Raw genomic sequence first — 26,817 nt, 5'->3', positions numbered from 1 at the left:
TCCGAATCCAAAGATGTGTATTTTCATTCTTTTTTCAAATGGTAAACTATAATCATTTAAAACTTTATAGATAAAACTGAATTAGTTATGGGGTGAATATGTATTGATAATTCACATTATATTTGTGTACTCAAAAAGTAGAATTATAAAGTGCAAAGAACAAGAAAAATACATGAGAATTTTAAAGCGCATGATGTTTTTTTAGATGATATTATTACCTATTTCGACATTAAAGGTCAGTCTTTTGGAAACCAAGAGCGCAATTCGTTAAAGTTATTTAAGCTAGAAGATAGTACGCTTAACGTTAAGTCATTTAGAATTCCCAATCTTGTAAATCAAATTGCTTATAAATTTTTTAGAAAAAGTAAAGCCCAACGCTCTTTTGAATATGCTAATAAGCTAAAAGACTTAAATATAGGTACGCCACAGCCAATTGCATATTATGAATTTAAAACTCCTTTTCTATTTAAAAAAAGTTATTACATCTCAGAGCACTTAGATTGTGATATAACCTACAGAGAATTGACAACAGATTTAAATTATCCAAATCATGAAGAAATTTTAAGAGCATTTACCAGATTCACATTTCAGCTTCATGAAAATAATGTTAAGTTTTTAGATCATTCGCCTGGTAATACATTAATTAAAATAACAGATAATAACTATAGCTTTTATTTGGTAGACCTTAATAGAATGGAATTTAAAGTTATGGATTTAAATGAGCGTATTAAGAACTTTGCTAAGTTAAATACTCATGAATCTATGGTTAAAATCGTAAGTGATGAATATGCTAAATGTTGTAATGAACCTTACGAAAAAGTATTTAATTTAATGTGGAAAGATACGCAAGATTTTCAGGATCGCTTTTGGAGACGACGTCGATTAAAAAACAAGCTCAAGTTTTGGAAGAAGAGGTCTTAACTGTTCATTTTATAAAGTTCGCGCAATTTTGAATATTTCAAAAATGTAAGATGACCTGTTTGATAACTAATAACAAAACCATTAAATCCATCTAAGAAACCAAGTCTTAAAAAGTAGGCTTTAAAGAATGCCCAAAAAGGGTTCCAGAAAATCTTAAAAAGTGGAGCTTTTTTACCGAGTTTATAATATGAATCGGCTGAAATTGAGGAAAATTTTTCCATTTTTAAATTAAACTCTGAATATGACTGGTATGTAAGGTGTAAAATGTCACCCTCTAGCTTTCCAGCTTTTGTTGCTTCCTCTGTTAGCTTAATTTTATCATGAGGATTAATACCTTTCCATTCTGCTTTTCTGCGATCAAAAACACGTAATTTTTTATTTGGATACCAATCAGAATGCTTAATCCATTGACCACAAAAATTATTTAATCTATTACAATAATAACCATCATATTGCCAATCTTTTTTTAATTCTAAAATCGACTTTTGGAGTGCTTTAGATAATGACTCATCACCATCTAATGAAACTATATAGTCATATTTGGCTTTTGATAGCGCAAAATTTTTCTGTTCTATATAGCCTAAAAATTCTTGCTCAATAAAAGTGACATTATACTTTTCGCAGATACTTTTAGTATTATCAGTAGAGTAGGAGTCCACAATAATGATTTCGTCCACTACATTAATAATTGACTCAATACAAGTTTCAATATAGCGTTCTTCATTATAGGTTATTATAACACCAGAGTATTTTATCATTCTTAAACTTATTGTTCGGTAAAAATAGCATTTTTGAAGTTATGTATAATTAAGAATTGTAAGTGCACAATTTTATATTACTCTGAAGCGAAATTATTGTATATCAACTTAAACTATTTTATAAAAAATCTCAAAAACCGATAATCTCTAAATAGTTATGTTTTAAAATACACTAGCAATGTTATTACTTGCTTTTATCATAATCTAATATTATACACTTTATCGTTGTTGGTATAAATTAAGTATTTTTGGAATTAAATAAAAGATTAATATGAACCAAACATTCGTATGTTGTACCACATACCATATTTACTTGTCTATTTTAGAGGCGTATAAGTATAAAAAATTAGGCTATAAGAGTCGGTTGGTTTTTATTACAGATAAGATTGAAGATGGAGAACAGTTACTACCAAAATTAAATAAAATTGATGCTTTTGAAGCCGTAGTGCCAATAAAGGCCTATAGCATAATAGTAGATTTAAAAAATAAAATTGGTTTTTTTGATTATGTCTTTAATAGAGCAAAAGCATTAAAAATGCGTATTGAAGCAAATAATCCACAGTTATTAGCGAATAAAGATTTCTTTTTAAATTCAGAGTTGAATTTATTCGAGATTAACCGCTCGCGTGCTTACTTTATAATTAAGTATCCAGATAATTTTATGCGAATGCATGAAGATGGCTTGAGTGCCTATGAAAGAAAACTGTCAAAAACTAGAATATTTAACAGAAAATATATCACAAGATTTCCACTATTAAAAGGACATGATGAGCAAGTAAAAGAATTTTTAGTACAATATCCAGAGAAAGTCTTTGATGAAGTATTAAAAGATAAAGTAAAAAAATTAGATATTGAAGCGTTAGAAAATGGATTAACAAAAACAGAGAAATTAAATGTAGTCAATGCGTTTTTAGATCATAATTTAAATTTGGTAAATGAGAAAAAAGCATTAATAATCACCCAGCCACTGTCTGAAATGGACTTAATGTCAGAAAATAAAAAAATTGATATTTACAAGTCTATGGTCGAAGATGCTAATAAACAAGATTATAAAGTTTATCTTAAGACACATCCGCGCGAAAAAACTGATTATTATAAAATTTTTGGAGACTCATTAATTTTAATGCCAAGATTATTTCCGCTAGAAATCTTTAATTTAAGTGAAGATTTCAATTTTGAAATAGGTTATACCTATCACTCATCAGCCTTAGGTCATTTAAAATATTGCAACCAAAAAGTGTTTTATCATGAGCAAGCTAGTGAAGTCTATAAATAAAAAAAAGATGTAATTAATAGTAAGACGATACATGTAACGATTAGGAGAAAATGGCAATAAGTGGTTTAGTAATAACATACAATGAAGAAAAAAATATAGGCGACTGTATTGATGCATTGTTTAAAGTGTGCAATGAAGTAATAGTGGTAGATTCGTTAAGCAAAGATAATACAGTTACTATTGCAGAAGAAAAAGGTGCCAAAGTTATTTCTCAAGCTTTTTTAGGCGATGGTCCACAGCGAACCCATGGTTTACAGTATTGTAAAAACGATTGGATTCTAAATTTAGATGCCGATGAATTTTTAGATGAAGATGCTCAGAATTTTTTAGAAAGTAAAGCTTATTTAAATCAAGATTTCGATGCGTTTTCTTTTAGGGTTAAAAATTTTCTAGGGGATCAGTTAATAGATTTTTCGGGTTGGTATCCAGACTACAAAGTTCGTTTTTTTAATAAGTTAACAGCGACACCTTCACCCTCTAAAGTGCATCAAAAAATTATTGCTACTAAAGAAAAGAAAGTACCTGTTCATATCTTGCATTACGGATGGAGTTCACTAGATCAAATTATTGCCAAGAAAAATCAATATTCTACATGGCACGCTAATCAGTTATTCAACCAAGGTAAAAGAATTAGCAGTTTTAAACCTATATTAAATGGAACTGTTGCATTTCTTAGGTGTTATATTTTTAAACGTGGAATTTTTAATGGTTTAGACGGTCTAACATTTGCATTAATACAGGGTTTTTTTTCCTATACGAAATACGCTAAACTTCTAAAATTACAACGACAGAAATAAAGATTAAACCGCTACATCATACTCCCGTAAAGCATCATTTAGTGATGTCTTCTTATCTGTACTTTCTTTACGTTTTCCAATAATCAATGCACAAGGTACTTGAAATTCCCCAGCCTTAAATTTTTTAGTATAACTTCCAGGAATTACTACAGAACGTGCAGGAACGACTCCTTTCGTTTCAACAGGTTCATCACCAGTTACATCTATAATTTTTGTACTCATTGTCAATACTACATTAGCTCCCAAAACGGCTTCTTTTTCTACGCGGACACCTTCAACAACAATACAACGACTTCCAATAAAAGCACCATCTTCAATAATCACTGGCGAAGCTTGTAAAGGTTCTAAAACACCGCCAATACCAACACCTCCAGAAAGGTGTACGTTTTTCCCTATTTGAGCACAGCTACCAACTGTAGCCCAAGTATCTACCATAGTGCCTTCATCCACATAAGCACCAATATTGACGTAACTCGGCATTAAAATAGTGCCAGAAGAAATATAAGCTCCATGTCTTGCTACTGCGTGAGGAACCACTCGTATACCTTTATCTGCATAGTTTCGTTTTAAAGGAATTTTATCATGATACTCAAAAATACCAACTTCAAAAGTTTCCATTTTCTGAATTGGGAAATATAGTACAACGGCTTTCTTTACCCACTCATTAACTTGCCAGCCATTAACAGTAGGTTCTGCAACTCTCAATGTACCAGCATCAATTAAATCAATAACACTTCTAATAGCATCTACAGTAACTCTGTTTTTCAATTGAGAACGATCTTCCCAAGCATTTTCTATAACGGATTGTAATTGTTTCATGTATACGATAAGATTTATGCACCAAAGATACTTCTATAATAACTGAAGCTAAAATTCTTTTTTAAAAAAATGTGACCTATTAAAAAAGATTGTGTCTTAATAATGATTGAATCGATGATAGTTTATTTCTAATAACTTTATCTGAGAATTTAATTAATAGCTAATTTCGAAAACTCCTCTCCCCTTAAGATTGAGGAGTTTTCTCTTTTTTACAAAATTGGGTTGCAAAAGTGACCTGTGAATATTTTTTGTGTCTTATAAGCAATTAACAAGATTTACTTATTTAGAGGGTAATAAATCTTAACTTAATTAAAATTGACTACTAAGAGCGCTTCCTATTAATCAGGAAGCGTTTTTTATTGTTAGAAGGTAACTTCTTGTATCTTTGCAAAATATGGCACGAATTTTAGCGATAGATTATGGCACAAAGCGAACTGGTATCGCTGTAACTGACGAAATGCAAATCATTGCATCTGGACTAACAACTATTGATACTAAAGAACTACTAGTATTCTTAAAGAACTATATATCTTCAGAAAATGTAGATAAATTTGTCGTTGGTTTGCCAAAGCAAATGGATAATACTGCTTCAGAAAGTGAGGTCTATATTCAAGAATTTTTAGAAAAATTGGCTAAATCAATCCCTCATATTCCAGTTGCACGTGTTGATGAACGTTTCACATCCAAAATGGCATTTCAAACTATGATTGATAGCGGTCTAAAGAAAAAACAACGTCAGAATAAGGCATTGGTTGATGAAATTAGCGCAACACTTATACTACAGAGTTATTTGGCTTCACAATCTTAAATAAGAATTGTATTTTTGCACTCGAAAATAAATAAAACATGATTTTACCAATCGTTGCCTATGGCGATGCCGTTTTAAAAAAGAAAGCCAAGGAAATAGATAAGGATTATCCTAAACTAAATGAGCTTATCGAAAACATGTACGAAACTATGTATGGTGCATACGGTGTAGGTTTAGCTGCTCCTCAAATTGGTTTACCTATTCGTATATTTTTAGTAGATACAGAACCATTTTCTGACGATGAAAATCTTTCCGAAAAGGAAAGAGAGCAAATGAAAAACTTCAAAAAAACGTTTATTAATGCTCAAATTATTGAAGAAGAAGGTGATGAGTGGGCTTTTAATGAAGGCTGTTTAAGTATTCCAGATGTAAGGGAAGATGTTTTTAGACAACCAAAGATTAAAATTCAATATCAAGATGAAAATTTTGAAATACATGTTGAAGAATATGACGGTTTAATCGCAAGAGTAATTCAACATGAATATGATCATATTGAAGGCATTTTATTTACGGATAAACTATCATCATTTAAAAAGCGTTTGATAAAAGGTAAGCTTACTAATATTTCTAAGGGTAAGATTAAAATTGATTACAAAATGCGTTTTCCTGCTATGAGTAGAAAGCGTTAATACAATATATATGAGTTTAGACAAAATTTTATCCATTTCTGGGAAACCAGGATTGTACCAAATTGTTACACAGACCAGAACAGGTGCTGTTGTAGAATCGTTAATAGATAAAAAACGCATTACAGTTGGAGCACACAGTAACATTAGTATTCTAAGCGAAATCGCTATTTATACCTTAACTGAAGAAGTGCCTTTAAGAGATGTTCTTAAAAAAGTAAAGGAAAAAGAAGGTGGAAAACCAACAGCGATTAGTCATAAGGATGGTAAAGATACTTTAGAAGAATTTTTCTTCGAAGTATTGCCAGATTATGATGAAGACAGAGTATATCCTTCCGATATAAAAAAGGTTGTGCAATGGTATAATTTACTTCAAAAGAATAATCTTTTAGATGCTTTAGAAGAGTCTAAAAACGATGAAGATACTTCTGAGGAAGAATAAACATGTCAAATAAAACATCTCAATTAGAAGCCTTTGAACGTTTGTTAATAATAATGGACGAGTTGCGAGAGCAGTGTCCATGGGATAAAAAGCAAACCCTAGAATCATTACGTCATTTAACTATTGAAGAAGTTTACGAACTTGGTGATGCTATACTAGATAATGATTTGGATGAGGTTAAAAAAGAATTGGGAGATGTATTACTACACATTGTGTTCTATGCTAAAATAGGAAGTGAAACCAATAACTTTGATATTGCAGATGTATGTCATAGTATATGTGATAAACTCATTGATCGCCATCCTCATATTTACGGAGACGTAATAGTTGAAAATGAAGAGGATGTTAAACGAAATTGGGAGCAACTAAAGCTTAAAGAAGGTAAGAAAAGCGTGCTTCAAGGTGTGCCAAAAAGTTTACCAGCTATGGTAAAAGCTAATCGCATACAAGATAAAGTGGCCGGAGTTGGTTTTGATTGGGAACATCCAGAACAAGTTTTTGAAAAAGTAGAGGAGGAGCTCGCTGAATTAAAAGCTGAAATAGCTAAAGGAGATAAAGATAAAATTGAAAGTGAATTCGGTGATGTACTATTTTCTATGATAAATTATGCACGTTTTCTTAAAGTTAATCCTGAAAATGCTTTAGAACGTACCAATAAAAAATTCATTAAACGCTTTCAGTATCTTGAAAGCAAAGCCAAAAACTTAAATAAATCATTACAAGATATGACACTTAAAGAGATGGATGTATTTTGGGAAGAGGCAAAATCATTATAATGCATTAAATATAGAAATCCGATTTATTATAGGATTATCATTGAATTCTGTATTCGCAGGTATCATAAAAAAGCCACTGCTTTTTTAAAAAAATATCCAACAATTTGTTAAAACTTTCAAAAATTTAATGCTAAAACATCCAAAAGTAATTTTCCTACGTAAATACTGTATATAAAAACAAAAAACGTTTTTATAATCTTAGTAGGAGATCTTAATTATTATTTTAAGCGGTTGTAATTAAGGTTAATTTAGTTTAGTTAGGGCAAAACCCATCTGCAGAAAGTAGATGGGTTTTGATTTGGTATTACTTTATGTTTTTAAGAATACATTTTACGTACCTTAGTCAACTTTGCTTTCCAAGTATCTAATTCTTTTTTATGATTAGCAATGTTTTTATGTACATCTTTAACTAGTGGGTTATCAGAATCTACATTAGAGAAAAACTGAAGATTATTCTCTAACTGTGTAATTTCAGATTGTACTTCACCTATTTTTTTGCGGATAAAGTTTTGTTCGTTATCTAATAATCTTGTGTCTTCAGGATTAGTTAAATTTTCAAGTTTGCTATCAAACTTTATCATTTCTAACTTCGATTTATCCATTTTCAACTTATCGAAAGCATCATCAATGGCTTTGTAGAATTTTCCGTCAATATATCGTTTGTTCTGCGGTACATAACCAATAGCTTTCCACTCAGAGATTTTATCTTGTAATGTTTTTATATCCGCTTTTGAATCTTCAGTTAGCTTCAATGCTTTTAAATCGTCAAGAAGTTTTACTTTTTTATCAAATGCATCATATAAATGTTGGTTTTCAGACTTGCGTTCAGCATGCATTCTGTCAAAATAATGATTACAAGCTCCTTTAAATTGTTTCCAGATTTTATCACTATCTCTTCTTGGTACATGACCAATTTTTTTCCAGTCGGTCTGAATTTTTTTCATTAAAGGAGTAACGGTTTTAAAATCTTCACTATCCTTATTGTCTTCAGCAATTTTAATTAATTCTTTTTTCTTGTTAAGATTTTCGTACTGATCTTTCTTTAAATCTTTATAGAATTGATTCTTACTACGATTAAAAGTTCTTACAGCTTCCTTAAATTTTGCCCAAGTCGCTTCGTTAACTTTTATAGGGACTTTTCCAGCATTAAAAAAGTCTTGACGAAGTTTTTCAATGGTCTTTATTTTTTTCTGCCAAGCACTATGCGAACTATTACTGTCTTCGTTTACAGCATTAATCTGCGCAATAATCTCTTCTTTACGCTCAAGATTTTTTTCGTGCGCTTTGTCCATATCAGCATAATACGCTTGGCGCTTATCGTGTATAGCTTTGGTGGCATTACTAAAACGTTCCCAAATTTCTTCTCTATGCTCCTTACCAACAGGTCCGAGTTCTTCTTTCCATAGTTTGTGTAAAACTTGAAGTTCTCTAAACGAGCGGTTGGTATTCTCATCTTTAGCTAACTCTTCTGCACGTTCTATGATTTTTAATTTTTGTTCATAGTTGTGCTTAAAATCCATGTCTCGCAAATCATTATTGAGATGCAAGAAGTCGTAAAAACGCTCTACATGGTGATGATAGGTATTCCAAGCATTATTATATTTATCTCTTGGAATCGGGCCAGCATTGCGCCATTTTTCTTGTAATTCTTTGAAGTGTTTATAGGTTGTGCCCATGTTTTCTTCAACATTAAGCAATCCTTTAATGTCTTCAATAATGGCCAATCGATTTTCTAGATTTTGCTTAAGATTTTGTTCTCTTTCTTTGTAATAAGCATTTATAGATTGCTTATACTCTTTATAAAGTGTATTAAATAACTTTTTGGTATCGTTAGTATAATAGAAATCTATTTCGTTACCACCATTAGTAATAAATTCCTCTTTTTTCTCATCTAAGAGTTCACCAAATTTTGCATTAAACTCACCTTTAATTTCATTAACGTGTTTTGAAATTGTTTGAATTTTATGATGCTTTAGTAATCTATTGAATTCCGTTACCAATTGATCCATGGTCATGGCATGGTAATCTTTTTGTTCAACTGTATGGCGCTCTGCATTAGATTCATCCTCTGCGTCTTCAGCATTTGAAGCTTCTATTTCATCGACATGGTCATCTGTAGTTTTTTCGACTTCAGACTCATTTTCAACTTCAGATTCATTTTCAACTGGCTCAACTTCTTTAGTGTCTTCAGTTTTGGACTCAATTTCATTAGTAGCTTCTTCAACAACTTCTTCAGGCGTTGACTCAACTTCATTGTTAGTTTCTACTTCTGTAGTTTTTTCTGTGGTGGTAGTTTCTTTAGATTCTACTTCTTTTTTTCCATCTGCTTCTGGCAGGATATCATTCTCAGACATGTGTCAAATTTTTTTATAGGTGGTTAAAGATAGTGACAAATGCGCAAATATGAATGCAAATGCTGTTATCACTTAGATTCTTGTAAGAGTTTTAAGACTTATTCCAGATTTCCCAAGACTTTTCTGCTTGTAATTTCAACATCTCTAAGCCATTAATAATTGTAGCACCTTTTAGTTCTCCATTATTCAAAAATTTAGTTTTTTCTGGATTGTAAATAAGATCGTAAAGAATGTGCTTTTTTGTTATAGCATCATATGGAATGTCTGGACACTCATTTATCTTTGGAAAGGTGCCAATTGGTGTGCAGTTGATAATTATTGAATGGGCTGAAACAATCTCATTTGTTAAGTCTGAATACAAATAAGCAACACCTTTCTTTTTAGATCGCGAGACGTAGTTGTACTCAATCTTTAGTTTTTTAAGCGCATAGGCAATAGCTTTTGAAGCTCCTCCTGTACCTAAAATAAGGGCACGCTTATGATATTTTTTTAAATGGGGTTGTATTGAATTTTTGAAACCATAGAAATCAGTATTATAACCAATTAATTTTTTACTTGATGTAATTCTGATGGTATTTACGGCTCCAATTTTTTTTGCTTTTTTATTTAAGCTATTGAGTATTGGCATGACTTCCTCTTTGTATGGAATAGTAACATTTAATCCTTTTAAATTAGAGGTGTTTTTTATGATGTCTTCAAGTTCGTCGATGGATTGTAAATCAAAATTCACATAAGAATGTGCTAAGTTTTCCTCTTTAAACTTATCAGCAAAATATCCTCTTGAGAAAGAGTAAGAGATATCTCTACCTACGAGTCCGAATTTAAACTTTGAGTTGTCTTGTGCGTTGTCCATACCATTCTAATGCTAAAACTATGAGGATTCCTAGGGCAATATAAGCAATTGCTATATAAGTTTGAGTATTGAAATCTGGGAAAAAACGTTGGTAGTTTTCAACAATTTGTTTTCCAGTAGAATCTAAGATATGAGATCCATCTGTATTTATTTTATAAATCGTTTTTTTCCAAGGCCAAACCACTCCTAAGGACCCGATAATGAATCCTACTATGGTCGCCAAAGTAATGTTCTTATAATTTTTTAAGATATAGTTTAGAATATGAGAAAAGGTAACTAATCCTGTTACTGAACCAAAAGTAAATGCCGCTAAGACTTTCAGCATTTGAAGTCGTGCCTCATTACGGATGAACTCAAAATCTCCACTAAAAATATCAGAAATGGTATCGTATAGTGCATTTACAGAATCCACAAGAAGTAATACATAATTACCAAGAAGGATTAGAATAAAAGAACCAGAAAAGCCAGGAAGTGTCATACCTGAAACACTAATAATACCACAGAAAAAAACGAAAAAGAGATTGTCATTTTCGGTTGCAGGATCTAGGAAACTAATACTAACACCTACAATTGCTCCAAGGATTAGTGCTGTAATAGTTTTTTTATTCCATTCCCCAAAATCTTTACTTATATAATAAATAGAGCCTAAAATCATTCCGAAAAACGTACTCCAAACATATAGTTCGTAATGAACGATGAGATAATCTAGAATTTTTGAGACACTAAAATAACTGACAATCATTCCTAAGAAGAGGAGTGCTAGAAATTTACCATTAATATAGCGGTAAAAACTTTTAAATCGTCCATTAAATAAAAGTTTAAATGCTGTTTTGTTGACTCGCTGAAGTGAATAAATGAACTCTTGGTAAAAGCCAGCTACAAACGCTACAACACCACCAGAAACACCAGGAACCTTATTGGCAGCTCCCATAGCCAAACCTTTTATGACCAGAAATACGCGATCTGTAAAGGTTCTAGTGCTTTGCATTATACGTTGTTTTTTTGCTTGCCTAAACCTTCTAAAATAAGAATTGTTGCAAAACCAATAACAATAAAAATTATTGCCATAACAATTTGGTTATCCCCATCGTAAGATGAGGGGAGAATACTTTTATCTAATAGCGTTACTTCTTCGCCTTTAGAATTTACACGCGTTTTTAAAATTTTTTTCCATGGCCAAATCTTGTTTAGTGAACCAATCATAAAACCAGTTAAAATGGCTAAGGTTAGATTTTTGTGATGTTTAAACATCCAATTCAGTGCTTTTGAGAACACCTTTAATCCAATTACTGCACCAATAGCAAGTAAAATAAATTTTAGAAATGCATCTTTAAAAAGGGACATGTTTCCAGTGGTTAATCCCTCCATTAGATTATTAATGGTGTCAATTGCAGTTTGATAGGCTCCTAAAATTAATAGAATAAAAGCTCCAGAAACACCAGGTAAAATCATTGCTATAATGGCGATGAATCCACAAAATAATAAGTAAAAGGGACTTTCTGGTGAAGCAAAAGGTTCTGCTAATGTTATAAAATATGATAAAATAGAAGTAACTATTATTGCTAAAATGATTTTTATAGACCAACCTTTAACTTGTTTAGCTATATACAATATACTTGCTAAAACTAATCCAAAAAAGAACGACCAGAGCAGTACAGGCTCATTGTGTAATAACCATTTTATTAATTTTGCCAGTGATAGAATACTAATTGCAATACCAGAAAATAGAGCCAGTAAAAAATTTCCATTAATAGATTTCCAAGCTATTTTGAAACCTTCTTTTTTCCAAACTTTAAAAACACCGAGATTTATCTTATCAATACTTTCGATAAGTTCTTCGTAAATACCAGAGATAAAAGCAATTGTTCCACCAGACACGCCAGGTACAACATCTGCTGCTCCCATGGCAATTCCCTTAAATATTATGAATAAGTAATCTATAAATCGTCTGTGCATTCTTTTAAAAATAAGAATCGCTAAGGTATGGATTTTTTTAGTTGGAAGTCTTTTTAGAATCTGAAATTATAGCCTTAACCATTGGCTTGTTTTCTAGATTTGGAAATAATTCTGAAATGATAAAACTATAATCAATATTTAGTTGAACTGCATTCTTGAGATGAAAACGCCCTTCTTCTGCTTGGTGAATAGTAAAATATAAGCCTCCTAAACGGTATTCAATTTCGGCATTTTCTGGATAGAATTCTGTGGCTTGAATCAAATTATAAATGGCAGCTTCATATTCACCCAAAGACGTTAATATATCAGTTCTTTCTATCCAAGTATCTAATTCATAATTTCCTAATTCTAAGCTACGTTTGTAGCCACGTTCTGCTTCTTCAAGAAAATTTAAACGCTTATTGACTGTTGCATATAGCTTCCAATACACCACATTGTCGCCATCGATTGTTACTGCCTTGTTAATATAATATAAAGCTTTTTGATAATTAAGGCGTTTCATGTAAAACTTAGTAATGGCAATCCAACCTCTATCAAGCAATGGATCTTCATCTATTGTCTTTTTTAAAAATTGGATAGCTAAATCCTCTTTTCCTAATTTATCATAACAAAACCCAATACGCAGCAAGGCAAATGATGTAGGATCATCTAAAGCCAAAGTTATTTTATAATTTTCTATGGCGTCGTCATATTTTTTGAGCTTTTCGAGCACTTTACCTTTTTCGATATAAGCTCCTACAAAAGTATCATCCGAAATGATTGCAAAATCAAATGCAGAGTTGGCTTTAGCGTAATCTTTTATGGTAAAATATTGACGGCCTAATTGATGCCATGCAACTTCGCAATATGGATTTTTGTCCAAAAATTCATTTAGATATTCTATTGCCTCCTCATTTTTGTTTAAAAAGTCAAAGCAGTACACAATGTTGTGCAGAGCAGAATAGTCAGTAGTATCTACCTCTAGGCATTTTTTGAAATACACAATGGCATTATCAAATTGGTCTAAGAATAAATATTCCATACCAACCAAAGCGTATAAATCTGCGTCATCCTCTGGAGTACTAGACATGCTGATAGCAATTAACAATGTGTCTATTGCTTTGGCATGCTCATCTTGTTTAGACAATACGTTAGCTTTTTGAATAAAAATTTCTTCATTTGTAGGCTCTAAATCATGAAGCATGTCAAGTAGATCATCGGCCTCCGTAAATTTATTCTCAATTACTAATATTTCTACTTGAAAAAGTCTAAGATTTATAGATGTTGGGTGTTGTTCTAAACCTAATTTTATAGCACGCTTAGACAAAGCAATCTTTCCGTTTTCAAGATAGTGGTGTATGATGTTTTCGAATTCACTTGAATCGAAAAACAAAATATCATTTGTCTTTAACATCGATTCAAATCGGGTAAGCGGAAAATTTTCGTCTTCGTGACTGTAATTCATAAGCGGTTTAGAAATTCACTAGAATAAAATTAATCTTATCGTTCACATTACATAGATTTTTGATTTATTGTTTTTAACAAAATAGTTAACATTAAAATTTCACTTTACACTGAGGTATATTAAATTCTGAATATCAAGAAATTAAAATAATTATGAGTAGGTTAAATAGAATCTAAAACTGAAGATATTATCTGGCAACCTTTGACGATTTCGTCTTCAGAAATTGTTAAAGGAGGTGTAATTCGGATAGCTGTAGGTTCAAAAAGCAACCAAAAAAGAACTAAACCTTGGTCTTGACAACGCATAATTACCTCATTTGTAATTTCTACACTTTCAGTAAAAGCAGCTAGCATTAAACCTCGACCTCTGATCTCTTTAATGTGTTTATGTTGAAGATGTTGTCTAATTAATTGTTCTTTCTCTAGTGCTTCAGCCATTACATTAGAAGTCGTTATTTCTGTTAAAGTTGCTAAAGCTGCTGCTGCAATTACAGGATTTCCACCAAAAGTTGTAATGTGACCAAGTTTGGGATTGTCACTCAAAGAATCCATCATTTTTTTAGAAGCTGTAAATGCTCCAATGGGCAAACCTCCACCTAAACCTTTCCCAGTAACAACAATATCTGGTCGGCAGTTATAATTTTCAAATCCAAACAGTTTTCCTGTTCTTCCGATTCCAGGTTGAATTTCATCTAGAATAAAGACAGCACCTACGTCATTACAACGTTGTTGTACTTTGTATAGATAATTATTTGTAGGTTCAATAAAACCAGCGCCACCTTGAATGGTTTCTAAGATTACAGCTGCTGTTTGTTTCGTTATCTGTCGTAGGCAAAATTCGCAATTAAATGTGATATGTTTTATATCTGGAATGAGTGGTAAAAACGGTTCTTTGCGCTCTTCATAATCCATTAGACTTAAGGAGCCCATTGTATTACCATGATATGCGTTTTTTGCCGAAATTATTTCAGATCTTCCTGTGAATCGCCTTGCCAATTTAATACTACCTTCTATCGCCTCAGTACCAGAATTGACTAAATAAGTTGTCTCTAATGGTTTTGGTAAGTGTTTGGCTAGCAATTTAGACAGCTCAAGAGCTGGTTCTTGGATGTATTCTCCGTAAACCATGACGTGAAGATATTTATCTAATTGTTCCTTAACTGCGTTTACTACTTTTGGGTGTGAATGACCTAAACTACAAGCAGAAACACCAGCTACAAAATCGAGATAGGCTTTACCTTTTGTGTCATAGATATAAGAACCTTTGGCATGACTAATCTCCATTGCCAAAGGATGTGGTGTGGTCTGTGCTTGGTATTTAAAGAAATCATCTTGCATAAACCAATTATTGATCTTTGGTTTTTTCTTTAACCTTTATAGCTTCCTTTAGGGTACCTTTTGAAGGTTTTTTAATTGTATCAGTAGCTTCTAACTTTGGTTTTAAAGGTAGTGGAAATGAAGGTTGTGTTGGTAAATTTCTGGCTGCTTTATTAGGCTTATTAGGTGTGGCTTTACCAGCCTCTTCAATACGCTCGTTTACACTATCATCAATAAATTCTTCTGGTGGGACATAGTCTTCTAATCCTTTAATTTTTGGAAGTATTAAAGGTGGATCATCTTTAAACAGATCTTCGACAGACATTGGCCGTTCTTCTCCTCTCCAATCAAAACCTCTAAATCGCTTTCCACTTTTAGGAAACTGGGATTCAGGAAATAACTGGCCATCTATTTGTTGAATGAGCCTTATTTCTTCAATAGCCTGTTCTTCAATTTTTATATTAATACTTCCAGATTTAGATTTATTGATACCGACTAATTCATTTTCAGCATTTCTTGAATAATAGATGACTTCTGCATTTTTAATAATATCAACGTTATAGAGTTCATTATCTCTAAAAAGTCCAATCAACCGTTGCCCTTTTATTTGATTATAGCCATCTTCACTCAACGTATCTTTATTTACCAGAAACGCATTATTGAAAACTTTGAGCGAATCTAACTGCTCTGTTTCTATATTAGAAATTACATGGATGGTATCTCCAGTCATTTGATTACCTAAATTCCAAAGTACAGGTTTTCGTTTAGTAGCAAAGGCATCTGTTGAGCTGAACCGGCTCAAATTAATCATTTGAGTTAATCCTGTTTTATGATTTACATGAATGGAATCTGATTTTCCGGCTAAATCACTTTTGTACAATTTAGCATTGTAATAAGCTCGCGTAATACGATTTTCAGCGTTGCCAGTTACCATTAAGGTATCCGAATGTAAGTAAACTGAATCTTTTTCTTGAACCGTTATCGCTAAAGCCCGTTTAGTAATAAATATGGAATCTTTAGCTCTCCAGACTTCAGCATAATGTCCTCTAACAATACTCTTATTGATAGTGTCAGTAACCGTAATGTTATTGGTTGCAGATGCGAAACTTTTATTTCTATCAAAATATATGCTATCTCCTTCCACAGTTCGATTATCATAGTCTATTTTGGCATTACGCTGAAAATGACCAATATCATTATTCGTGTTGTAAAAACCACGTTCACAATAGACTTTACTAGTTTCTCCGACTATTGTTGAAGGTCCAAAAAGATAAGCATGACCATTTTCTGTAAAAAAATCAAGACGTTCTGTGTTTAATGTATATTGAGGATTAACGAGCACAACATCTTGAGTAAACTGATATTTGCTGGCCGCCATGTAATAGCGACCAATCTGACTTGTGATAGTACCAGAAGAATCTCTTACTACTTTCCCTTTAGTATCATAATATGCAAGTTGCCGGTTTCTGTCGTAATAGAGTTTATCAGTGGTTAATACAGACTGAGGTTCTGTTAATACTACATCACCTCGTGCAAAAGCCATTTGTGTTTTTCCACTATATTCTACATATTTCGCAGTCATATTAATGGAGTCTCCTTGTTTCATTACCACATTGCTGAAGGCTTCGAGATAATCTTGGTCTTCGTAGTAAATAGCTTTATCGCAGAAAACATCTGCACCTTTATGAATAAAATGCACTTGTTGCGATTTATCTCTTAGAAAAACTTTAGCTCCATCTTCAATATCAGGATCTGAGGATAACGAACCGGAATATTTAACTGTTATCGTTTGCTTTTGCGCAAAACATAGTGATGCAATACTAAAACAAAGTAGAAAAAGAAGATTCTTTAATGGATTCAAAGCAAAATATTTTATACAAAATAACATTTATAGTTTTGCTTTAGTACGAGTTAACAGTTTTTTTAACAGAATCTAGAGATTAGAAACTATACAGTTTTTCTCACAATGGTCTGCTTACGATCTGGTCCTACAGAAACAATTGTAATAGGAATGTTAAGCTCTTTTTCTAAGAACTCTACATAGGCATTCAGATTTTCAGGTAATTCTGATGCTTCAGTCATCCCAGTTAGGTCTTCTGCCCAACCTTTCACTTCGGTGTAAATTGGAGTCACATTTTCTTCTTCAATGTTATATGGCAGATGCGTAATTTCTTCACCTTTATATTTATATGTTGTACATACTTTCAAGGTTTTAAATCCTGAAAGCACATCACCTTTCATCATTATAAGTTGAGTAACACCATTTACTTGGCAGGCATAACGCAAAGCGACTAAATCTAACCAACCACATCTTCTTGGACGGCCAGTTGTGGCACCGAATTCGTTACCAACTCTAGCCATCGTCTCACCATCTTTGTCGAACAATTCTGTTGGAAATGGCCCAGAACCTACACGTGTTGTATAAGCTTTAAAAATTCCAAAAACCTCACCAATTTGACTTGGTGCAACACCTAAACCTGTGCATGCTCCTGCAGCAGTAGTATTTGAAGAGGTGACGAATGGATAAGTTCCAAAGTCAATATCTAATAAAGAGCCTTGTGCACCTTCTGCTAAAATAGATTTTCCTGAGGCCTGTGCTTGATGAATAAATTCTTCTGAATCAATAAATTTTAAACTTTTCAAAGTCTCAATAGCATTAAAGAAATCAGCTTCTAATTCATCTAAATCATATTGAATATCCACGTTGTAGAATGCGATCATTGCTTCATGCTTATCTGCTAAAGCTCTGTATTTATCTTTCCAATCTGCTAATTCAATATCACCAACTCTGATACCATTTCTACCAGTTTTGTCCATATATGTTGGACCAATACCTTTTAATGTAGAACCTATTTTTGCTTTGCCTTTAGAAGCTTCACTTGCAGCATCTAATAAACGGTGTGTTGGTAAAATTATATGTGCTTTGCGAGATATACAGAGCGATTTTCTGTAGTCTACATTTTGCTCGTCTAGTTTGTCTAGTTCCTTTTTGAAAATAACAGGATCGATAACGACACCATTACCAACAAGGTTTACAGTATTATCATGAAAAATTCCGGAAGGTATCGTATGTAATACGTGCTTTCTGCCATTAAAGACTAAAGTATGGCCTGCATTTGGGCCACCTTGAAAGCGTGCAATAATATCGTATTTAGAGGTAAATACATCGACAATTTTTCCTTTGCCTTCATCTCCCCATTGTAATCCAAGTAGTAAATCTACTGCCATTTTAAAAAATTAGTTAGTCGTCTTTTTTACGGTTGCCGTAAAAATATAGTGAATGATTAGTTATTTGTATATCAAAAACCTCTTCTATGGTTTTTTTGATGGATTGAATTCGAGGATCACAAAATTCGATAACTTCTCCTGTATCTGTGAGAATGACATGATCATGATTTTTATCAAAATAAGATTTTTCGTAATGTGCCTGATTCTGACCGAATTGATGCTTACGAACTAATGAACATTCCAATAGCAATTCAATAGTATTGTATAACGTTGCTCTACTTACACGATAATTTTTGTTTTTCATTTTAATATAGAGGGATTCTATATCAAAATGTTCTTCACTATCATAAATTTCTTGAAGTATAGCGTAACGCTCAGGTGTTTTTCTGTGACCCTTTTCTTCAAGGAATTGAGTAAATACACGCTTTACAATTTCTTGATTACTTTCTTCTTTAGTTGCATTCATAATTAAGACGCAAATTTAAGTAAATTTAATAGCATATTAATGATAAAAAACAGCGATTAAGAGAAAAGAAATGAACAACTTTTCAATAGTGTTTATAACTCTTAAAAAACAGAATCAAACTCTAGTGACCTTATCAATACCATTAATCTTTTTTAAATTATTAATAAGTTTTTTCAACAAGGTTTGATTGTTCACTTCAACCGTGATTTTACCAGTAAATACACCATCATCACTAGAAAAACTTATACTCTTCATGTTAACGTGCATGTTTTCAGAGATCAGTTTAGTGATATCGTTAACTAACCCTAGATTATCAATTCCAGATAAGGTTATCTGTGATTTATATACCTGTTGACTAGAATCAATCCATTTAGCCTGCATAATTCTATAAGCATAATTAGATTGTAAACTCACTGCATTTGGGCAGTTCTTTTTATGCACTTTTATACCTTCATTAACTGTTACAAAACCAAACACTTGATCGCCTGGAATAGGGTTGCAACAATTTGCTAAAGAGTAGTCTAGTTTGTCTTCTTCTTTTCCGAAAACTAGCATATCATATTTAGAAGTTATCTCTTCTTTATGAATATCTTTTGGTGCAGTAGGCTTATAAATTTTATTTTTTAAATAACTAACAAACATGTTGCTACGAGAAGATGCAAAAGCTTTTAATTTTTTGTTATCAATAGTGCCAATACCTACACGATAAAATAAATCTAATGAGGTGCTCAGTTTAAAATAATTAACCATCTCATTCACTGAACTTTCATTCAATGTAATTTTGAGCTGTTTTAGCTTACGTCTTAAAATTTCCTTTCCTTCTTCAGCAATTTCTTTTGTGTCTGCGTTTAATGCGGATTTAATCTTACTTCGTGCTCTTGCTGTAGTTGCATAGTCCAACCAATTAGCATTTGGTTTGGCACTTTCAGAGGTCATAATCTCCACACGATCACCACTTTGCAATTCGTGACTCAAAGGCATCAATTTTCCATTGACCTTCGCACCACGTGTTTTCATGCCCACTTCTGTGTGAATACTAAAAGCAAAGTCTAGCGGAGTTGCACCTTTAGGAAGTGATTTTAAATCCCCTTTTGGTGAAAACACAAAAATTTCTTTGGAATATAAATTGAGTTTAAACTGTTCTACAAAATCAACAGCATCTGCTTCGTTGTTTTCTAAGGCTTCTTGGAGGCGATTTATCCACAGATCGAGATTATCTTCTTTATCGTCCTTATTTTTGTATTTGTAATGCGCAGCATAGCCTTTCTCAGCAATTTCGTTCATACGCTCACTACGAATCTGAACTTCGACCCAGCGACTTTTAGGTCCTACAACAGTAATATGTAGCGCCTCATAACCCGTTGATTTAGGAGAAGAAATCCAATCTCTAAGCCTAATTGGGTTTGGGGTAAAGTGATCTGTAACTACAGAATAAATTTTCCAAGCCAGAAATTTTTCGTTCTCTAGATCAGACTTATAAACAATACGAACAGCAAACTTATCATAGACTTCATCAAAAGAAACACCTTGTTTAATCATTTTTCGTCTAATGCTGAAAATTGATTTTGGTCGTCCTTTAATTTCATAGTTTAAACCTTCTTTGTCCAAGGTTTTTTCAATGACCTTAGAAAATGATTTAATGTATTCGTCTTGCTCTTCTTTGCTTTCTTGTATTTTTTCTAAGATGTCATTATATACCTCAGGTTCTGTGTATTTAAGCCCTAAGTCTTCAAGTTCGGTTTTTATATTATAAAGTCCAATTCTGTGTGCAAGAGGTGCATAAATGTATAACGTTTCTGAAGCAATTTTGACTTGCTTATCTGCTCGCATAGAATCCATAGTCTGCATGTTGTGCAAACGATCTGCGATTTTTATAATAATAACTCTTACATCATCATTTAATGTAAGAAGCATTTTTCGAAAATTCTCAGCTTGAAGTGAGACATCCATATCTTTCTTTAATGAAGAAATTTTGGTAAGACCATCCACAATTCTGGCAACGGTTTCACCAAATAGTTGCTCTATATCAGCAATAGTGTAATTTGGATTGTCTTCTACAACATCGTGTAATAAAGCCGCAGCAATTGAGGTGGCATCTAAACCAATTTCTTTTGCTACAATTCTCGCAACAGCTAGAGGATGAAAAATATAAGCCTCACCAGACTTACGACGCTGGTCTTTGTGCGCATCTAATGCAACCTCAAAAGCATGACGAATCAATTTTTTATCGTCAGTACTCAAAGTTTGATAGCTTACCTTAAGTAACTCTTTGTAAGCTTTTGCGATAGCTTTATTTTCCTTTTCTATGGCTTCCTCAGTCATAGAACTAAAGTAGTGAATTGGTTGTAAATGAACAATGTAATTTTAAAGCTTATTTCAAAATTATTTGAAATTTCGTGGAATGGTAGGTTTTGTAAGTTTTAGTGTTTAGTGAAATATTATAAAAAAGTCTTTGACAGATCTTTCGTTAACGTGTTCGTGTATGGTTTCGTTGCGTTTGCTCTAAGTTAGCAAATAAACAGGAACCCATTGTTCAGAAGCGACAGAAATTCCGATTAGGAATTTCCGAGCAATGAACTATACACGTTGTTAGCCATAGTTATTCTATTCTATTTCATTTCGTGTAACCGTAATATTTCATTAAATCATCAGAAATTTCGTCTATCCATTTATGAACGATTTTCACTAATTCCATAAAATCAATTTCTGCATTTGTAATTATTAAATTTCGATCAAACCCATCTCCTAAATTTATTGAGAATTTTCCATTCTTATGATTTATGTATGAGCTTTTTTCAACGGCGTCAGATGAAGAATATTTACCAATTTCAGATTTTTTCAAATATGAGTCTTTTAGTTCAAATGAATTGTCCAATATATATTTTAGCCTATGTCTTATAACTTCTGGTGTTTTACAATTTAAATAAAGTTGTCTTCTATAATCTCTTATATCATTTGACAGTTCCTTTGAGAAATCAATTGGCTTCTCATAAAATTTTAATATTAAATCAAAATTAAAATTACTATTAATAAAAAAAGTATACTCACACATCTTTTCAGAAAAGCCATAGAAATAATGATAATAAAAAACAAAATCACTATTGTCTAATTTATTTTTGATTTCTTTATACGTCACAGCTGTGTTTAATTATGGCTAACTTAGTGATATGAGTCCGTTTCAATGACTTATATCAGACGTTAACGAAGTTCGTTGATTTTTTTTAGAAAGTCAAGCTTTAATTCTTCAAATTAAGAATACGTTCTAAAAGCGTTTGAAAGTATATAGGTGTTGCTAATTAGTACAACTATGACTGTGTAAGATTTAAAAATAGAATTATAGCTAATTCTATTAATGCAATTGTAATTGAGGCAATGTTCATTTTTAGTAATTCACTTCGATTGATATCATATACATTAGTATTGTCCTCGTTATTCATAACTCCAATGAATACGATAGGTAATATAAAGATAAAAAACAGAATTACTATTGTTCCATCACGTTCAAATTCAGTCTCAAAACCAGTATATAAGATTGTAATTAAAAACAAATAATAAAAGGAAAGTATTAAAAGCCAGCCAATTTTCGATTTCAAAAAGATTCCAATTAAAGGAATTAGCATTAAAAATGACGTCCTGAAGATTGACGTGGTAAAGATGACCTGCAAACAATCTGTTAATGAATTATTATTTCCTGTAAGTTCAAAATAATCTTTTAGAGAATTATAGTCACGGATAAATATTAGTATTGCAATAATAATTACTGGAATCTTAATTATAATATTAGTTATTGGAGTTTTAAATCTGTTCAACCTAATTTGTCATATATATCATTTAAAATTTAGCTCTTAATATGGGACATAGTAGTTACTTCCTTAAATTCTTAACCCGTTCCAAAAGTGTAGGATGTGAATAATGCATAAACACATAGGCTTTATGAGGTGTTAAATTGCTTAAACTATTTTTAGAGAGTTTTTTTAATGAGGTAATTAGAGGTTCAGCTTTGTAGGTGTTTTTAGCATAGTCATCGGCTTGGTATTCAAAAACACGTGAGACGTAATTCATTACTAATCCAGTTATCTCAGAAATAGGCGAGTAGAGTAATCCAAAAGCAATTAAACCAACATGAAAACTTGGTGTTTCTACGCCAATGGCATTAGATAGTAATGGTTTAGAAATGAATAGCGATAAGATGTATAAGGTTAATCCTGTGAGTAGTATAGAGGTTATTAAATTAAAAATAATATGGTTTCTTTTATAATGCCCAACCTCATGTGCTAAAACAGCAACGATTTCTTCATCGTCTAAATCGTTCACTAGGGTATCGTAAAGTGTTACACGTTTTTCACTTCCAAAACCAGAGAAATAGGCATTAGCTTTGGTACTTCGTTTTGAACCATCAATGATAAAAATCTTTTTCAAACTAAACCCAACAGACTTAGCGTAATCTGAGATTTTATTGCGTAAATCACCTTCTTCTAATGGTGTTTGCTTATTAAATAAAGGTACAATGAGTTTGGAATAAAACATATTCATAAATACTGTGAATACGGTCACGATTCCCCAAGCATAGAGCCAAAACTGATTTCCTGTAAGCTGATAAAACCAAATAATAAGTGCAATGATGCCACCACCTATACCAGCCATCATTACTAAGCCTTTTAGCTTATCTAAAAGGAATAACTTTTTTGTAGTTTTATTAAAGCCGAATTTTTCTTCAATCACAAAAGTTTTGTAATACCCAAAAGGTGTTGTTATAATGTCGCTGGCTATCATTATAATACCAAAGAAAACTAAAGCAATTACAATTGGTTTATCAGAATAGCTTCTGGCAATGTTATCGACATATTCAAAACCATCAAAAAATAGAAAACCTAAGGTCAATATTAAGGAAAACAAAGATGTCCAAATACCAAATTTATAATTTGTGGCTTTATAGGCTTGTGATTTTTTATATTCATCTTGGTCGTAAACATCGTTTAATTCTTCAGGGATTGGATCGTTAAAGTGTTTTGCATTTATCGTGTTAAGAATCTTATCTTTTATGAAGTTAATTACAATGATTCCGATGATTATATAGAATAGGGTTTCTGCTTTCATATTTTATTTAAAATCGCGTTGTCGCTTAGCTTCAAAAATAAGAATTCCTGCGGCAACAGAAACATTCATAGAATCTATAACACCTTGCATTGGTATACTTACGTTTTTTGTTGCTGCATCTCGCCATTCCTGGGTTAAACCTGTAGCTTCTGTACCAACTACTATAGCTGTGGGTAATGTGTAATCTTGCAAGTGGTAAGGCTCTGATTCTTGTAAAATAGCAGAAAAAATTTTGAAATTGTATTTTTTTAGAAATGCGATTACATCCTCAGAGCTAGCCATTATAACTTCTGTTGTAAACACACAACCAATACTAGAACGAATAATGTTAGGATTATATAAATCTGATTTTGGATTGGCAATAACTACAGCTTCTACGTTAGCGGCATCTGCTGTACGAAGTAGTGCTCCAATATTACCTGGTTTTTCAGGTGCTTCTGCAACTAAAATTAATGGGTTCTTAGATTTTAGTTTTAAATCTTCGAGCTGGTGGGTTTTTGATTTTACTACTGCTATGACTCCTTCAGTAGTATCGCGGTGAGCCAACTTTTGAAAGACTTCTTTTGAGATTTCTATGATTTCAATTCCATATGCGCTCATGGCTTTAGCCTCACTTTCAGAGAATAAATCAGGAAAGAATAATAAGGTTTCAATCTTATAACCGCCTTTTATCGCAAGGGATAACTCGCGTTTTCCTTCAATTAAGAATAGATTAGACTTTTTACGTTCTCGCGATTTTTCTTTTAGCAGAACGAATTGTTTTACTAACGAGTTTTGCGTACTCGAAATAATTTTGTGCATATTTAATATTGATTAAACCTAGTCGTTATTTGGTGGTTTATAAGCGAAGCTAAAGTTATGAATTTACGTCATATTTTAGGGTGATTTCTTCATCAAACCTATTTTGGAACTAATACTTTAGATTTCATATGAAAGAATATCTGAATTTATGAGCAACATTGGCATCATTTATGTTGTATTAAAATAATGTGACCAAGACCACGATATTAAGGTTTGTGTTGATTTATTGATTCATTACTTTTTACACTTAGATAAATCAAAATTTAAATCAATAGAGCCTAATTCTAGTAGCATATAGATATAAATTTGTAATACATTAATAAAGAATAATGATAAAGGGTTATTGCTTCCTAGTACTCTTATTAACAACCATATTTTCTTATGGTCAAGAAATTACGTTTCATGAAAATACGAGTTATGCTGCCCGTAAATTAAATTTAGTACAAAAGCTAAATAAAAGTGGAGATAGTCTAATATTAGAAAGTGGGAGAAAACCGATACAACAAGTAGATATACTAAATGACGACTATTTAGAGACGATAGAAGTTGATACTATTAAAGTAAAAGTTGACCTTAAAAAGTTAGCTATTGGTAATTATGTTATCCAAGCAAAGGTAGGTAGGGACTGGATTGTTATGTATATGGAAAAAAAACTGGATATAAATGAAATTTTGAATGATACTGAGACTAAAGACAGCCATGATTCAGAAAAAGTTATAATTACAGATGAGAATGTCTCAAAACCTGACCAGAATTCAGATAAGTATTTACTTAAAGAAAATAAAATGTATTGGGTTGTATATGAGAATAATTCTCAATTTTCATCTGGAAAAACAATGGGCTTAAAATATATTGACGAGATTCAAGACTTAATTTCTAAAATTGAATTAGAATTGAAGACTAAATACGGAAGATATAATAAATTGAAAGTTTACGAAGTGTATGACAAATCAAAATTTATGCAAAAGCAACTTAAAAACCGTAAGTATTATAAGTCTAAAAAATCAAAATTCTTTAACGTCTCACCAATCTATAACTCTAAGGATTTAGCGACGTATGAATCGAAGTCTGAATAGTTTTCTAAGAATCCAGTTATTTTAAGAATAAAGTTTTAATGTAGTTTAGTTAATTTGTCTTGAAGGAGTCTTTAAGTTTGAAGTCGTAAATCTCATTATTTCACATTCTTTTGTAATAAGTTCTATTTTATTTCGTCCAAAAACATCAACTAAAAAATCATATTATGAAAAAAATAGCATTGTTATTTTTATTTACAATTTTAATCACGGCATGTAAAAATGAATCAAAAACAGAATCAACTATTGTAGAAGATTTTTCTAAAGAAGATATTACGACAAGCATTTATCCAGAATCTATTACCAAAGTATTCGATGCCCATGGAGGAATAGATAATTGGAATAAAATGCAAACGCTATCCTTTACTATGGAAAAACCAAATGGTAAAGAAGTGACGACCACAGATTTAAAAACCAGAGCAGAACTTATAGATACTCCAACATACACAATGGGTTATGATGGAAATCAACTTTGGGTGAATGAAAAAGATGGAAATGAATATAAAGGGAATGCGAGATTCTACAAAGGTTTGATGATGTATTTCTATGCCATGCCCTTTATAGTTGGTGATCAAGGAATTATATATGAAGATACAGAACCACTGACTTTTGAAGGTAAAACCTATCCAGGAATTTTAATTTCTTACGAGGCTGGAGTGGGAGTATCACCAGATGATCAATATGTTGTTTATTATGATGCTGAAACTGCACAAATGGAATGGCTGAGTTATACGGTGACTTTTGGTAAAGACGGAAAGAGTAAAAACTTTAAATATATCAGATACAATGACTGGCAAACCATTAATGGTTTGGTATTACCAAAAAGTATTAGTTGGTATACATATGAAAACAATACTCCTATAGAATTACGAAATACAGTTGAATTTTTAGATGTTACACTTTCTGAAGATGCTCCAAAAAAGGACATATTTATGATGCAAGAAGGTGCTAAACTAATTGAATAAGTCTATATAATGTCATTCTGAATTTATTTCAGAATCTATGC

25 protein-coding genes are annotated in these 26,817 nt (G+C 31.9%); 9 read left to right on the top strand and 16 right to left on the bottom strand.

What is annotated here, in order from left to right; translation table 11 throughout:
- The first annotated feature begins 150 nt into the window (after nt 1-150).
- The gene (locus Q0822_RS12050) at nt 151-921 is read left to right on the top strand and encodes a lipopolysaccharide kinase InaA family protein (RefSeq protein ID WP_299123943.1); all 771 of its coding nucleotides are present in this window, start codon (nt 151-153) and stop codon (nt 919-921) included.
- Here Q0822_RS12050 and Q0822_RS12045 read toward each other — a convergent pair.
- Nucleotides 918-1,679, bottom strand: a complete 762-nt coding sequence (locus Q0822_RS12045) for a glycosyltransferase family 2 protein (RefSeq protein ID WP_299123940.1) — start codon at nt 1,677-1,679, stop codon at nt 918-920. The two genes, Q0822_RS12050 and Q0822_RS12045, sit on opposite strands and share 4 nt — an antisense overlap.
- A gap of 271 nt (nt 1,680-1,950) precedes the next feature.
- On the opposite strand from Q0822_RS12045, the gene Q0822_RS12040 reads away from it, so the two are divergent.
- Together Q0822_RS12040 and Q0822_RS12035 are read left to right on the top strand one after the other, a co-directional pair.
- Nucleotides 1,951-2,955 (top strand): glycosyltransferase family 52, encoded by a 1,005-nt coding sequence (locus Q0822_RS12040; protein WP_299123939.1) that lies wholly within the window; start codon nt 1,951-1,953, stop codon nt 2,953-2,955.
- A 50-nt stretch (nt 2,956-3,005) separates the two neighbouring features.
- A complete protein-coding gene (locus Q0822_RS12035; protein ID WP_299123938.1) occupies nt 3,006-3,752 on the top strand; it encodes a glycosyltransferase family 2 protein in 747 nt (248 codons plus the stop codon).
- A gap of 3 nt (nt 3,753-3,755) precedes the next feature.
- Here Q0822_RS12035 and Q0822_RS12030 read toward each other — a convergent pair whose 3' ends face one another.
- Entirely contained in the window at nt 3,756-4,571 is an 816-nt protein-coding gene (locus Q0822_RS12030; protein WP_299123937.1) for a 2,3,4,5-tetrahydropyridine-2,6-dicarboxylate N-succinyltransferase, read from the bottom strand.
- Between the two features lie 394 nt (nt 4,572-4,965).
- Here Q0822_RS12030 and ruvX point away from each other — a divergent pair, with 394 nt between their 5' ends.
- From ruvX to mazG, 4 genes are read left to right on the top strand one after another with little or no spacing between them, the layout of a single operon-like run.
- Nucleotides 4,966-5,379 (top strand): Holliday junction resolvase RuvX, encoded by a 414-nt coding sequence (gene ruvX / locus Q0822_RS12025; protein WP_299123935.1) that lies wholly within the window; start codon nt 4,966-4,968, stop codon nt 5,377-5,379.
- A 38-nt stretch (nt 5,380-5,417) separates the two neighbouring features.
- Nucleotides 5,418-6,008: a peptide deformylase gene (gene def, locus Q0822_RS12020; RefSeq protein WP_299123933.1), complete on the top strand. Its 591-nt coding sequence runs from the start codon at nt 5,418-5,420 to the stop codon at nt 6,006-6,008.
- 10 nt (nt 6,009-6,018) lie between these two features.
- Complete coding sequence (locus Q0822_RS12015; RefSeq protein WP_299123931.1) at nt 6,019-6,447, top strand: DUF5606 domain-containing protein; 429 nt, start codon at nt 6,019-6,021, stop codon at nt 6,445-6,447.
- A 2-nt stretch (nt 6,448-6,449) separates the two neighbouring features.
- Complete coding sequence (gene mazG, locus Q0822_RS12010; RefSeq protein WP_299123929.1) at nt 6,450-7,223, top strand: nucleoside triphosphate pyrophosphohydrolase; 774 nt, start codon at nt 6,450-6,452, stop codon at nt 7,221-7,223.
- Between the two features lie 317 nt (nt 7,224-7,540).
- Here mazG and Q0822_RS12005 read toward each other — a convergent pair whose 3' ends face one another.
- The 14 genes from Q0822_RS12005 to Q0822_RS11940 all read right to left on the bottom strand — a co-directional run bounded on the left by Q0822_RS12005 (nt 7,541) and on the right by Q0822_RS11940 (nt 24,738).
- Nucleotides 7,541-9,577 carry a DUF349 domain-containing protein gene (locus Q0822_RS12005; protein ID WP_299123927.1) on the bottom strand — a complete coding sequence of 679 codons (2,037 nt, stop codon included), beginning with the start codon at nt 9,575-9,577 and terminating at the stop codon, nt 7,541-7,543.
- 91 nt (nt 9,578-9,668) lie between these two features.
- On the bottom strand, nt 9,669-10,430 hold the full coding sequence (locus tag Q0822_RS12000; protein WP_299123925.1) for a shikimate dehydrogenase: 762 nt from the start codon (nt 10,428-10,430) through the stop codon (nt 9,669-9,671).
- Nucleotides 10,399-11,418: a DUF368 domain-containing protein gene (locus tag Q0822_RS11995; protein ID WP_299123923.1), complete on the bottom strand. Its 1,020-nt coding sequence runs from the start codon at nt 11,416-11,418 to the stop codon at nt 10,399-10,401. Before Q0822_RS11995 ends, Q0822_RS12000 begins: the two co-directional genes overlap by 32 nt.
- Complete coding sequence (locus Q0822_RS11990; RefSeq protein ID WP_299123921.1) at nt 11,418-12,386, bottom strand: DUF368 domain-containing protein; 969 nt, start codon at nt 12,384-12,386, stop codon at nt 11,418-11,420. Before Q0822_RS11990 ends, Q0822_RS11995 begins: the two co-directional genes overlap by 1 nt.
- Before the next feature lie 37 nt (nt 12,387-12,423).
- A complete protein-coding gene (locus tag Q0822_RS11985) occupies nt 12,424-13,830 on the bottom strand; it encodes a tetratricopeptide repeat protein (RefSeq protein WP_299123919.1) in 1,407 nt (468 codons plus the stop codon).
- Nucleotides 13,831-13,991: 161 nt separating this feature from the next.
- On the bottom strand, nt 13,992-15,167 hold the full coding sequence (locus tag Q0822_RS11980; protein WP_299123917.1) for an aspartate aminotransferase family protein: 1,176 nt from the start codon (nt 15,165-15,167) through the stop codon (nt 13,992-13,994).
- A gap of 7 nt (nt 15,168-15,174) precedes the next feature.
- Nucleotides 15,175-17,007 (bottom strand): OstA-like protein, encoded by a 1,833-nt coding sequence (locus Q0822_RS11975; protein WP_299123915.1) that lies wholly within the window; start codon nt 17,005-17,007, stop codon nt 15,175-15,177.
- 86 nt (nt 17,008-17,093) lie between these two features.
- On the bottom strand, nt 17,094-18,374 hold the full coding sequence (locus Q0822_RS11970; protein WP_299123913.1) for an adenylosuccinate synthase: 1,281 nt from the start codon (nt 18,372-18,374) through the stop codon (nt 17,094-17,096).
- A gap of 13 nt (nt 18,375-18,387) precedes the next feature.
- Nucleotides 18,388-18,840 (bottom strand): transcriptional repressor, encoded by a 453-nt coding sequence (locus tag Q0822_RS11965; RefSeq protein WP_299123911.1) that lies wholly within the window; start codon nt 18,838-18,840, stop codon nt 18,388-18,390.
- A 114-nt stretch (nt 18,841-18,954) separates the two neighbouring features.
- Complete coding sequence (locus Q0822_RS11960; protein WP_299123909.1) at nt 18,955-21,162, bottom strand: RelA/SpoT family protein; 2,208 nt, start codon at nt 21,160-21,162, stop codon at nt 18,955-18,957.
- Nucleotides 21,163-21,454: 292 nt separating this feature from the next.
- Nucleotides 21,455-21,976, bottom strand: a complete 522-nt coding sequence (locus Q0822_RS11955; protein ID WP_299123907.1) for a hypothetical protein — start codon at nt 21,974-21,976, stop codon at nt 21,455-21,457.
- 169 nt (nt 21,977-22,145) lie between these two features.
- The gene (locus Q0822_RS11950; protein WP_299123905.1) at nt 22,146-22,649 is read right to left on the bottom strand and encodes a hypothetical protein; all 504 of its coding nucleotides are present in this window, start codon (nt 22,647-22,649) and stop codon (nt 22,146-22,148) included.
- Nucleotides 22,650-22,704: 55 nt separating this feature from the next.
- A complete protein-coding gene (locus Q0822_RS11945; protein ID WP_299123903.1) occupies nt 22,705-23,937 on the bottom strand; it encodes a M48 family metallopeptidase in 1,233 nt (410 codons plus the stop codon).
- 3 nt (nt 23,938-23,940) lie between these two features.
- Nucleotides 23,941-24,738, bottom strand: coding sequence for an RNA methyltransferase (locus tag Q0822_RS11940; RefSeq protein ID WP_299123900.1), 798 nt, complete (start codon nt 24,736-24,738; stop codon nt 23,941-23,943).
- A gap of 329 nt (nt 24,739-25,067) precedes the next feature.
- Between Q0822_RS11940 and Q0822_RS11935 the strand changes: the two genes are divergently transcribed.
- A complete protein-coding gene (locus Q0822_RS11935; RefSeq protein WP_299123898.1) occupies nt 25,068-25,814 on the top strand; it encodes a hypothetical protein in 747 nt (248 codons plus the stop codon).
- Nucleotides 25,815-25,978: 164 nt separating this feature from the next.
- Complete coding sequence (locus Q0822_RS11930; RefSeq protein ID WP_299123896.1) at nt 25,979-26,776, top strand: DUF6503 family protein; 798 nt, start codon at nt 25,979-25,981, stop codon at nt 26,774-26,776.
- Nucleotides 26,777-26,817: the final 41 nt, after the last annotated feature.

This window comes from uncultured Winogradskyella sp. (assembly GCF_947496485.1).
GTDB lineage: Bacteria > Bacteroidota > Bacteroidia > Flavobacteriales > Flavobacteriaceae > Winogradskyella.
Note: the sequence above shows the minus strand (reverse complement) of the source record. Positions and strands in the feature narration are given on the sequence as shown.

What these genes read in the sequence shown, in the direction of transcription:
- Q0822_RS12045 (WP_299123940.1), bottom strand. Translation starts at nt 1,679, where the DNA reads ATGATAAAATACTCTGGTGTTATAATAACCTATAATGAAGAACGCTAT.
- Q0822_RS12040 (WP_299123939.1), top strand. Translation starts at nt 1,951, where the DNA reads ATGAACCAAACATTCGTATGTTGTACCACATACCATATTTACTTGTCT.
- Q0822_RS12035 (WP_299123938.1), top strand. Translation starts at nt 3,006, where the DNA reads ATGGCAATAAGTGGTTTAGTAATAACATACAATGAAGAAAAAAATATA.
- Q0822_RS12030 (WP_299123937.1), bottom strand. Translation starts at nt 4,571, where the DNA reads ATGAAACAATTACAATCCGTTATAGAAAATGCTTGGGAAGATCGTTCT.
- ruvX (WP_299123935.1), top strand. Translation starts at nt 4,966, where the DNA reads ATGGCACGAATTTTAGCGATAGATTATGGCACAAAGCGAACTGGTATC.
- def (WP_299123933.1), top strand. Translation starts at nt 5,418, where the DNA reads ATGATTTTACCAATCGTTGCCTATGGCGATGCCGTTTTAAAAAAGAAA.
- Q0822_RS12015 (WP_299123931.1), top strand. Translation starts at nt 6,019, where the DNA reads ATGAGTTTAGACAAAATTTTATCCATTTCTGGGAAACCAGGATTGTAC.
- mazG (WP_299123929.1), top strand. Translation starts at nt 6,450, where the DNA reads ATGTCAAATAAAACATCTCAATTAGAAGCCTTTGAACGTTTGTTAATA.
- Q0822_RS12005 (WP_299123927.1), bottom strand. Translation starts at nt 9,577, where the DNA reads ATGTCTGAGAATGATATCCTGCCAGAAGCAGATGGAAAAAAAGAAGTA.
- Q0822_RS12000 (WP_299123925.1), bottom strand. Translation starts at nt 10,430, where the DNA reads ATGGACAACGCACAAGACAACTCAAAGTTTAAATTCGGACTCGTAGGT.
- Q0822_RS11995 (WP_299123923.1), bottom strand. Translation starts at nt 11,418, where the DNA reads ATGCAAAGCACTAGAACCTTTACAGATCGCGTATTTCTGGTCATAAAA.
- Q0822_RS11990 (WP_299123921.1), bottom strand. Translation starts at nt 12,386, where the DNA reads ATGCACAGACGATTTATAGATTACTTATTCATAATATTTAAGGGAATT.
- Q0822_RS11985 (WP_299123919.1), bottom strand. Translation starts at nt 13,830, where the DNA reads ATGAATTACAGTCACGAAGACGAAAATTTTCCGCTTACCCGATTTGAA.
- Q0822_RS11980 (WP_299123917.1), bottom strand. Translation starts at nt 15,167, where the DNA reads ATGCAAGATGATTTCTTTAAATACCAAGCACAGACCACACCACATCCT.
- Q0822_RS11970 (WP_299123913.1), bottom strand. Translation starts at nt 18,374, where the DNA reads ATGGCAGTAGATTTACTACTTGGATTACAATGGGGAGATGAAGGCAAA.
- Q0822_RS11965 (WP_299123911.1), bottom strand. Translation starts at nt 18,840, where the DNA reads ATGAATGCAACTAAAGAAGAAAGTAATCAAGAAATTGTAAAGCGTGTA.
- Q0822_RS11960 (WP_299123909.1), bottom strand. Translation starts at nt 21,162, where the DNA reads ATGACTGAGGAAGCCATAGAAAAGGAAAATAAAGCTATCGCAAAAGCT.
- Q0822_RS11945 (WP_299123903.1), bottom strand. Translation starts at nt 23,937, where the DNA reads ATGAAAGCAGAAACCCTATTCTATATAATCATCGGAATCATTGTAATT.
- Q0822_RS11940 (WP_299123900.1), bottom strand. Translation starts at nt 24,738, where the DNA reads ATGCACAAAATTATTTCGAGTACGCAAAACTCGTTAGTAAAACAATTC.
- Q0822_RS11935 (WP_299123898.1), top strand. Translation starts at nt 25,068, where the DNA reads ATGATAAAGGGTTATTGCTTCCTAGTACTCTTATTAACAACCATATTT.
- Q0822_RS11930 (WP_299123896.1), top strand. Translation starts at nt 25,979, where the DNA reads ATGAAAAAAATAGCATTGTTATTTTTATTTACAATTTTAATCACGGCA.